The organism is Meiothermus hypogaeus (genome assembly GCF_003574035.1).
Classification (GTDB): Bacteria; Deinococcota; Deinococci; order Deinococcales; family Thermaceae; genus Meiothermus; species Meiothermus hypogaeus.
The window spans coordinates 1-7,622 of the sequence record NZ_QWKY01000117.1 but is presented as its reverse complement, the minus strand read 5'-3'; the positions used below and the strand labels follow the sequence as shown (position 1 = coordinate 7,622).

Below are 7,622 nucleotides of genomic sequence, written 5' to 3'. Positions count from 1 at the left end.
GATGGGCCCAAAGGACGTGGGCTATTTGGAGAACCCGGTAGAAGCGGGAGAGGTGGGGCAGGGAGGGGAAGTAGGCTTTGAGCGTAGACTTTGCGGCCAGGTAGCCTGGGGAGCTTGAAGCCTTGGGTTACGATGGCCTTCAGTTCGTCGCCACCCAGACGTAGGTAGCCACCAAGAGTGTTTGATGCTGACGCCGCCGGAAGCACAGCAGCGCAAGTACGATCTGAGGGAGGTATAGGGCGCCTTACGCTGGTTGGTAAAAACCGGAGCCCAGTGGGACTACCTCCCCCACGACTTCCCGCCCCCCCACATTGTCAGCGAGCAGGCTCAGCGCTGGATGCAGCGGGGGGTCTTCGAGGATCTGGTGCATGACCTGCGGGAAACCCTAAGACAGTGGCAGGGCCGAGCGGCTCAACCCAGCGCAGCCATCTACGATGCTCGCACGCTGCAATCGAGCCCTGAGAGTGGTGAACGAGGGGGCTACGATGGGGCCGAACGGCGCCAAGGGAGCAAGGAGCATATGGCGGTGGATACGCTGGGGCATCTGTTGACTTTGCTGGTCACGCCAGCCAATGAGCAAGACCGGGCACAGGTAGCCGAACTATCCAAAGCGGTGCAAGCGGTCACGGGCAAACAGGTGGAGGTCGCCTTCGTGGAACAGGGCTACACGGGGTCCGAGGCGGAGAGCGCCGCTGCCCAGGAGGGTATTGCCCTGTGTGTGGTCAAACTTGCCGAGGCCAGGAAGGGCTTTGTTCTTTTGTTCTGCTGCCCAGGCGCTGGGCGAAGTGCGCGTAGCGCATAGCGGCAAAGCCGCTACCCGAGGGTGGTTGAGCGGAGTTTTGCCTGGATGGCTCGTTTTCGTCGTCTGGCCCGTGACTACGAACGTCTGGCCGAGACCCTCAAGGGGTTTCACTGGCTGGCTTTTTCCATTCTGCTCCTGCCGAAAGTCCTGGATGGTTTATGTTTGGCTTCTTAGCAGGCTCTAGTCACGTGACTTCACGCACCACCCCTGGGGGTGGTCAAAATAATGTCCTCATTGGTCTGGTTCTGCTATGGTGAGGGTATTGTGGGCACGCGGGTTCGGCTCCTGGGTTCGCCGCGCCTCGAGCGAGGGGAAACGGTTGTCGAACTGCCCCGGGAGCGCCCGCTGTGGCTGCTGAGCTATCTGGGGGCCCAGGAGGACTGGGTGAGCCGTGAGGAACTGCTGGAGCTGTTCTGGCCGGAGGTCGAGCCCGCCTCGGCTCGTAATAACCTGCGCCAGTTGTTGCACCGGGTGCGCCAAATGGAGGGGATAGAGGGTCTCGAGGCCAGCGCAGGCGGGGTGCGCTGGCTGGCTGAGCTCGACGTGCGGCTTTTTCGGCAAGCTCTGGCCCGCGGGCAGTGGGCCCGAGCGGTGGAGCTTTACGGCGGGCCTTTCCTCGAGGGAGTGAAGGTTTACGGCCTGCCCGGGCTCGAGGACTGGCTCGAGGCCGAGCGCGCCGACCTCGAGACCGCTTGGGGCAATGTGCTGCTGAGCTGGGCGGCCGAATCCCAGCCCTCGCAGGAACTGCTGGGACGGCTCGAGCGCCTGCTGGAGCGTGACCCCTTCAACGAGCGGGCCCTGCAGGCCTTCCTCCAGCACGCGGCGGCGCTGGGAGAGTCCGGGCGGGCCCGCGAGATCTACACCGCTTTTGTCCGGCGGCTGGCGGGGGAGATGGGCCTCGAGCCCGATCCCTCCACCCGGCGGCTGCTCGAGGAACTCGACCGCTCCGCCCTACCCCCGCAGACCCCGGCGCACCCCGTGCTGCACAACCTGCCGACCCGCCTAACCACCTTCATCGGGCGGGAGGAGGAGCTGGGCCTGGTCAACCGGCGGCTCGAGGCTGGCGAGCGCCTGATCACCTTAGCTGGGCCGGGGGGCATGGGTAAGACCCGCCTGGCCCTCAGCGTGGCCGAGAGCCAGCTCGGCGCCTTCGCCGACGGGGTCTGGTTCGTGGCGCTGGCTCCCCTCGCCCGCAGTGCCCTCATCATCCCGGCTATCGCGGAGGCCCTTGGCCTCAACCTGACCCGCGCCGCCGACCCCAAAGCCAGGCTGCTCGAGCACCTGCGCGGGCGGGAGATGCTATTGGTGCTCGACAACTTCGAACACCTGGTGGACGGGGCCGCCCTGGTGGTGGAACTGCTCAACGAGGCCCCCCAGCTCCGGATGCTGGTCACCTCGCGCGAGCGGCTGCGCTTGCAGGCGGAGTGGGTACTCGCCTTGCAAGGTCTGGGCTACCCGCCAGGGTACGGACTGGAGGCCGTGCAGCGCTCGAGCGCGGTGCGGCTGTTCGTGGAGCGGGCCAACCGGGTGTGGCCGCAGTTCGCCCTCACGCCCCAGGTGGCCCCGGCGGTGTTGCGGATTTGCCAGCTGGTGCAGGGGATGCCGCTGGGTCTGGAGCTCGCTGCCGCCTGGGTCTCGGCCTTCACACCCCAGGACATCGCCGATGAGCTCGAGCGCAGCCTGGGCTTCCTCGAGTCGCCCGGGCTCGACTTGCCCGAGCGCCACCACTCCCTGCGGGCCGTCTTCGAGCACTCCTGGCAGCGCCTTACCCCCGAGCAGCAGCAGGCCCTGGTCCGCCTCACCGTCTTCCGGGGCGGCTTCGACCGGCAGGCCGCGCTCAAGGTCGCGGGCGTCGGCCCCGCTGCCCTGCTGGCTCTGGCCGACAAGTCGCTGCTGCGCCGCACCCCGAGCGGGCGCTTCGAGTTGCACGAGGTGATCCGCCAGCAGGCCCAGGAGCGGGCCGAAGCAGGCGGGGTTCTGGCGGCCATTCGCCAGGCCCACGCCGAGCACTATCTGGCTCTGGCCGAGGAGGCGGGCAACTACCTGCGTGGCCCCGAGGAGGCCCGGTGGCTGGAGCGTTTGGCCCTCGAGCACGACAACCTGCGAACCGCGCTGGAGTGGGCGCTGAGCCGGAGAGATACCCCCCTGGCGCTGCGGCTGGCGACGGCCATCCACCACTTCTGGTACGTACGCGGGCACCACCGTGAGGGCAGGGTCTGGCTCGAACGCGCCCTCGGCCTGCCCTTAGAGGGCATTCCTCCGCGTCTGCACGCCAAGGCCCTAAACGCCCTGGCCGAGCGGGCCAAGGACCAGGGCGATTACGCGCAAGCCCTGCGGGTCCAGCAGGAGGCATTGGATCTCTGGCAGCGCCTGGAGGACTCGGGCGAGGTCGCGGGGGCCTTGCACAGCCTGGGAACCATCGTCCGCGAGCAGGGCAACTTTGACCAGGCCCTGGCGTACTTCGAGGAAAGCTTGCACCTGCGACGCGAGATCGGCGACCGCAACGGCATCGCCACCACCCTCAACGACATCGGCGTGGTCTACGGCTACCGCGGTCAGCTCGAGGCGTCGCGGCCCTACTTCGAGGAAAGCCTGGCCCGCAAGCGCGAGATTGGGGACCGTCGGGGCATCGCCTACGCCTTGGGCAACCTCGGGCAGGTGCTTTCGGAACTCGGCGAGTCCGCCCGGGCTCGAGCCCTCACCGAGGAGAGCCTGGCCATCAAGCGCGAACTGGGCGACCAGCAGGGCATCGCGGTCTCTCTGGTCAACCTGGCCCTCCTGACCCTCCAGCAGGCCGATCTGGATGCAACCTGGAACCACCTCGAGGAGGCCCTGCGCATCTTCTACACCCTCGAGCGGCGCTGGAGCATCGGCGTGGTGTTGGGGTCCTTCGTCGAGCTGGCCCTGCGTCTGGAGCAGTTCGAGCGGGCGGTGCGGCTGGTGGGGGCCGTCTATGGCCTCACCCAGACCATGGGCCTGGCTGAGCCGCCGGTGAGTGCGGGCAACCTCGAGCGCTACCTCGCCACGGGCCGCCAGCACCTCGAGCCCCAGGCCTTCGAGCGCGCGCTGGCCCAGGGCAGGGAAATGAGCCTCGAGCAGGCGGTGAACTATGCGTTACAGCAACCCCCGGTGGGGGCTCGAGCGGCACCGGGAGTAGCAGATTAAACCGCCTTATAACGGCATATAACGCCTTCTGCCTATTCTTGGTCTCAAACTAAGCCGGAGGAGGCTTTTATGCTAGGCAGATCCCAGATTATACGCATCACCTGGACGATTTTGACCCTCGCGCTGCGCGCTTCGCTGATGCCCTTAGCTCGCATGCGCAACTGGGTTTTTCTCTTCGGCCTGCTCATCCTGGCGGCCTGCGGGGGAGCGGGTACCCAGGGCGGCGTGCTGCAGGTGCGGATCACCGGGCTGCCCACCGGTACGGCGGCGGTGGTCAAGGTGATCGGGACAGACCAGTCCGAGCGCACCATCACCAGCGACACCGACCTAAAGCTTCCCCCGGGCGACTACGTGATCCGGGGACTCGCGGTGGGCAGCGGCGAAAAGGATGCCCCCGCCTATAGCCCCGTAGTCGCCACCCAGAGCGTGACGGTGGGTTCCCGAGCGGGGGCTTCGGTCAAGGTGGAGTATCAGCCCGTCGTGACCAAAATATCGCCCGAGACCAGGGTAGCGGACGACGCGGCCTCAGCAGCCCTTACCTCGTTGGTTCGTGGCAGCGACGGGCGCACCACGCTCACCTTCGCGGGCGGCAACCCGCAGATCACGGCCCTCAAGACCGGGGAAATTCTCGTGCTCGGCCCATCGGCGGCGGCACCCGAGGGGCACCTTGGGCGGGTCGTCTCGAACGACGGCACCACCGTCGTGACCGAGCCCGCCGCCATGCAGGAGGTGGTCCAGCAGGGGGCGTTTATCCTTAACCGGACGCTGGTGCTCGACGGCCAGGGCGTGGTGCTCCCCCAAGGTGTGCTGCCCAGCGGGGTCAGCACCTGCTTGGACGTGAACCGCACCCTGGACGCCGCGGCAGGCACCGGCGGCGTGGCGGCGGGTCTCAAGGTGACGGTCTCCGGAACCCTCTGCTTGAGCATCGATGTGTCTTTTAACATGACCTACTACCCCATCAAACTGGTGAACGGGAAGCTTGTGCAGCCACCGCCGGACATTTACCTGAACTCTAAGGTCTCCACTACCAGTCCGGATGGCCGCAAAACCAGCCTTAGGGTTTCGGCTTCGGCCTTGGTCGCCACGCCCGCGGGGGAGGCTCCCTTCGAGTTCCCCGAGATCACAATCCCTCTACCGGAGTACAAATTCTCTCCAATAACCGTTTGGACAGGAGCGGTACCATGGGTAATCACCCCGTTCATCGCGTTGGACGTGGGGGCAGGCGGCACCGTGACCGCCGGGGTGAAGTTCGGCATGGATTCCGAGGGCAGCGTGGAGGGTGGCTTTTCCTACGACTCGAGCAGTAACCGTACCACCACATGGTCGAAAAGAGAATTGTCCTTCACGCCCATTTGGCCGGTGTTCAATTCCACCCTAAGCCTTAAGGCTTTTATAGAGCCCTCGGCCGGGTTTTACATTTATGGTGTCGCCGGGCCCTTCCTGGGCCTCCAGCCCTATGTCCGCTTCAAGACCGACTTCGGCCCACCTATATCCTGGCAGCTCTACGGCGGGATCGGGCTCACGACGGGCCTGACCACGGCCTTCAAGGGCGTTCCCCCTTTTTCTTACACCCTCTACAACTTCGAGGCGCAAATCCTCAGCAACCGCCAAACCCCCCCTCCGGGCCAGACCACCGGCAACGCACCCGGTTTCGACGCGAGCGGGGGCCTGGTGGTGGGGCCGGACGACACCGTTTATGTCGGCTCGGGGAACTCGGTGCGGGCCTACCCCTACGCCCTCGCGTCCAAGTGGAATTACAACACCAGCGATAATGTACAGGGGCTCAGCCGAGGCGACGACGGGACCATCTACGCCTGGGATTTTGGCGGCACGCTTTACGCCATCAACCCCGACGGCACCGAGAAGTGGAAGACCAACCCGCTGGGCAACCTCGAGATCCGCCGAGTAGCGCTCACCGCGAGCGGCCTGGTGGTTACAGCGGGCGGCAACACTGTGCGTACCTTCTCGGCGGCTAACGGCGCGCCGGGTTGGAGTGACGACGTAGGCGAGAGTGTTTATAGCGTCGCGGTGGATAAGAGCGGCAATATCTGGTCGAACGGCAGCTCCTCGGTGCGCAAGCACGCCCCGACCGGCGGAGTGCTGGCGACAGTGGCTGCCCCGAGTTCCCCCGGCGGGATGGCGATGGCCCCGGACGGCACGATCTACGTGCGGGCCATTAGCAATGGGGTCATCCAGGTGACTGCGGTGGCGCCCAATGCCACGCTCAAGTGGTCTAAATCGCTGAGCAATACCAATAACGAGCGGGCCGAGGCGGATTCCCTGAGCGAACCCGTCGTGGGCCCCGATGGGACGGTATACATCTGCGGAACCCCGACCGATCCCATGTACACCGGCAGCCTGTTCGCGGTGAGCCCTACCGCTCCTATCGCCGCCTCAGAGGTCCCTAAGTGGATATACACCCACAAGGAAATATGCGATGCCGCGCCCGCAGTTGGCAACAATGGCCAGGTCTATATCATTACCGACAAATCCCTGCGCGCCATCAAGGCGGATAGCGGAACCCTCGCCTGGAGCGTACCAGCGGGCAATAGCAATACCAAGTCCTCACCCGCCTTTTTGACGAACCAATCCGTCGTCGCGGGAACCAGCAGCGGGCTGATTAGCGCGTACGCTGGCGGTCAACTCGCCACCGGCACTTGGGCCCGGGAAGGAGGAGATGCCAACGGTTCGGGCCGGATGAGATGACGACTCCCGTTCTGAAGAGCTATGAAGAACGGGGAGTCATCACGCTGTAGGACACCTATCAGACCATGGGGTTTTTGGGATGCGGGGGCTATGGCAGGCGCGGCAGCTTGCGCACGGCTTCGGCCAGTCGGCCAGCGGTGGCGTGCAGGTAGATCTGGGTGGTGCTGATGGAGGCGTGGCCCAGCAGATCCTTGACCGCATCGAGGGCCACCCCCGCCTCGACGAGCGCGGTGGAGTAGGCGTGGCGCAGTTTGTGGGGAGTGGCACGGGTGCGGTCAACCTGCGCGCGCTGGGCCAAACGGGTGAAGGCCTTCTCCACCCACGAGGCTGAGGGGACTCGCCCGGTGTGGGCGGGCTTGGCGGGGTTGGCGAAGACGAAAAGGGGGCCGCGGGCGCGGGCGGATCGGCGTACGGCCCGCCACTCGGTCAGCGCCTCCTGGGCGGTGGGGTACAGCGGCACCAGCCTCTTTGCCCTCTCCTCCGCTTCCTGTACCCCGCTCTCCCTTTTCCACCATCTCCTGCATCATCAGCCGCTGGATCTGTTTGCCAAACTCAATCACCAGCAACTCCTGCTCGGCTATACTCTTCCCCTCTCCCAGCCGCTCGTACTCATCCACCAACTGATGCATCCGTTCCCGTATTTCGCTCATTCCAACAGTTTAGGCTGTTTGCCTATTTTCAGGACACACCCATTTGCCCACCGCCCCACTATTGGATGGCGGTTTTGCGGTAAAATAAAGTGTAATATAAAATCCTTCTGAGTCATTCTCTTAGCATCCCATTGGCCACCAATGAAACAGGGTGTAGCTCTGTACGAGCGCAGGCTGGGTCTGCAGGTAGGCACAGCGGGCTTCCACTTTGCTCCACAGTGCCTCTTCATCCTCCACCTGCCCATTGGCCACCACCCCATCAATCAGCCCCCAGGTTCGTTCCACGGGCTGCAGCTCAG

Annotated in this window: 5 protein-coding genes and 1 pseudogene; 4 read left to right on the top strand and 2 right to left on the bottom strand. The window is 65.1% G+C overall.

Features of this window, described 5'->3' with window-relative positions:
* Positions 1-223: pseudogene (locus tag Mhypo_RS18930) on the bottom strand (hypothetical protein); the annotation flags it as partial.
* Positions 224-253: 30 nt separating this feature from the next.
* Here Mhypo_RS18930 and Mhypo_RS16665 point away from each other — a divergent pair.
* The 4 genes from Mhypo_RS16665 (at position 254) to Mhypo_RS16655 (ending at position 6,673) form a co-directional block, all read left to right on the top strand.
* Positions 254-802, top strand: a complete 549-nt coding sequence (locus Mhypo_RS16665; protein ID WP_206074947.1) for a transposase — start codon at positions 254-256, stop codon at positions 800-802.
* Between the two features lie 21 nt (positions 803-823).
* Positions 824-976, top strand: coding sequence for a transposase (locus tag Mhypo_RS18925; protein ID WP_371862139.1), 153 nt, complete (start codon positions 824-826; stop codon positions 974-976).
* A gap of 90 nt (positions 977-1,066) precedes the next feature.
* On the top strand, positions 1,067-3,967 hold the full coding sequence (locus tag Mhypo_RS16660) for an ATP-binding protein (RefSeq protein WP_170148343.1): 2,901 nt from the start codon (positions 1,067-1,069) through the stop codon (positions 3,965-3,967).
* A 69-nt stretch (positions 3,968-4,036) separates the two neighbouring features.
* A complete protein-coding gene (locus Mhypo_RS16655; protein ID WP_119342371.1) occupies positions 4,037-6,673 on the top strand; it encodes an outer membrane protein assembly factor BamB family protein in 2,637 nt (878 codons plus the stop codon).
* 88 nt (positions 6,674-6,761) lie between these two features.
* On the opposite strand, the gene Mhypo_RS16650 is transcribed toward Mhypo_RS16655, so the two are convergent.
* Positions 6,762-7,133, bottom strand: a complete 372-nt coding sequence (locus Mhypo_RS16650; protein WP_240637314.1) for a tyrosine-type recombinase/integrase — start codon at positions 7,131-7,133, stop codon at positions 6,762-6,764.
* Between the last annotated feature and the right edge of the window lie 489 nt (positions 7,134-7,622).

What these genes read in the sequence shown, in the direction of transcription:
- Mhypo_RS16655 (WP_119342371.1), top strand. Translation starts at nt 4,037, where the DNA reads ATGCTAGGCAGATCCCAGATTATACGCATCACCTGGACGATTTTGACC.